This window comes from Ideonella sp. P3_A4 (assembly GCF_056403075.1).
The window spans coordinates 1-1,857 of the sequence record NZ_JBFUGE010000906.1 but is presented as its reverse complement, the minus strand read 5'-3'; the positions used below and the strand labels follow the sequence as shown (position 1 = coordinate 1,857).

The window sequence follows — 1,857 nt, the reverse complement described above, 5'->3', positions numbered from 1 at the left end:
GGTAAGAACGGGATGCGCATCCCTAATCCGGACATTTGGTGAAATCCGGCGCGCTGGCGGGCCGATATCCCCCACGAACGGAGGGTCGAAATGGCCGAAGGTGGTGCTTCAATCGCACGGCGCTGTGGCCGGCAACATAACCAATCACGTGCACTCCAAACTCGGCATGGCTTGCCATGTCAATCCTTGGCAACCTTTTCTATCGAAGGAAGCAAATGTCTCGACATCTCAGCCGCTTGACCGCAGGCGTGGTGCTGATTGCAGGTCTGGCCTGCGCGTCAACCGCGATGGCCGCGCACTACCGTGCGCTTCAGTTGCAGGCTTGGCCCGGCCAGGACCATGCCGTGGGTGTGGCCCTGAACGCGAAAGACGAAATCATCGCCGACGCGTCCGATATAGACGGTGGAAAGGTGCACTCGATCGGCTACACCATCCCTGAATTTGCACCGTTTCTGGTCTGTCGCAGGGACGACTTTGGCTGCTGGGTCGCGGGCTTGAACGATCGGGGCCAGGTGGTGGGAGGCACCAAGCTCGATTCCTTTCCCGACAGCGGCGTCGCCTTCATAGGAGACCTGGCTGGCAGCCTGAAGGTGCTCAGCATGCTGCCCGGGGACAAATCGTCTAGCGGCATGGCGATCAACCGGTCCGGCATGATTGCGGGCCAGTCATTCAACGAGAATCTTGGTGCTCGAATTTTCGTGACCGACCGTGGCGGCGCAAACATGCGCGAGTTGCCGGGGCTGGGTGGTCACTGGAGTGTCGTCAGGGCCATCGGCATGACGGGCTTGGTGGTCGGCTCGTCCGAGCCGACGCCGAACGCAAGTCGGCATGCCTTCGCTGTGTCGGCGCTCGGCGGCGCACCGGTGGATTTCGGTACACCGCTGGGCGGTGACTACAGCGAAGCCTGGGCGATCAACGATGCCAACTGGGTGGTCGGCGAGACCGAGACCGCGGCGTTCAGGCCGCGCGCTTTTCGGGTTTATGCCGACGGAAGCGAATTCACCAACCTCGGGCTCTTGAAGGGCTATCGCGGGAGCAGTGCGAGGGCGATCAACCTCAACGGTGTCATCGTGGGCGCGGCCTCGATGCCGATCAACCCAGACGAACCTCTTCCGCGCGCCATCGTCTACTACCCGGCCGTCGGCAAGTTCCGTGACCTCAACGTGCTAACCACCGAAGGCGTTCCCGATGGTGTGCAGCTGACGGTAGCCAAGGCGATCAACAACAAGGGCAACATCCTGGTCGACGCCAGCGACGGCCGCCTCTACCTGCTCCGGCCGATTCCAGCATCGGACTGAGCCGACGCGCGACTAGGTGGCCTGGTCATGCGGTGGCCGTGGATGCTTCAGGCGCGAGCGTCGATAGACTCGCCGCATGCTGCAGCTTCGCCACCTCCGCACCTTTCTGGCCGCCGCCGAGACCTTGAGCTTCACGCAGGCGGCGCAGCGGGTGCACCTGAGCCAGCCGAGCGTGACCGAGCAGATCCAGGCGCTCGAGCACAGCGTCGGGCAGGCGCTGTTCGTGCGCAGCAGCAACCGCTTGACGCTGACGCCGGCCGGGCAACGCCTGGCCGAGCGTGCGCGCGAGTTGATGACGATGGCGGACGACGCTTTGCGCGCGACGCGCGACGAGGCCTCGGATACCGAGCCGGTAACGCTGCAGGTGGCGGCGCCGCAGGCGCTGTGCCTGGGCTTGCTGGTGCCCGTGATCGCAGCCCATGCCGCCAGCCATCCTGGGCTGCGCGTGGCACTCCTCGAGCGGCATTCGGCGGCGACGGCCAAGGCCGTCCTCGATGGCGAGGTGGACCTTGGGGTGGTGCATGGCTGGCCGGCAGCCGGCGACGACATGCTTCAATCA

2 protein-coding genes are annotated in these 1,857 nt (G+C 64.7%); both read left to right on the top strand.

Annotation, left to right across the window (positions count from 1 at the left end):
• Window positions 1-215 precede the first annotated feature (215 nt).
• Window positions 216-1,298, top strand: a complete 1,083-nt coding sequence (locus tag AC1DYI_RS34290) for a hypothetical protein (RefSeq protein WP_477208570.1) — start codon at window positions 216-218, stop codon at window positions 1,296-1,298.
• 76 nt (window positions 1,299-1,374) lie between these two features.
• The coding region (locus AC1DYI_RS34285) for a LysR family transcriptional regulator (protein ID WP_477208569.1) at window positions 1,375-1,857 on the top strand (483 nt) is incomplete at its 3' end.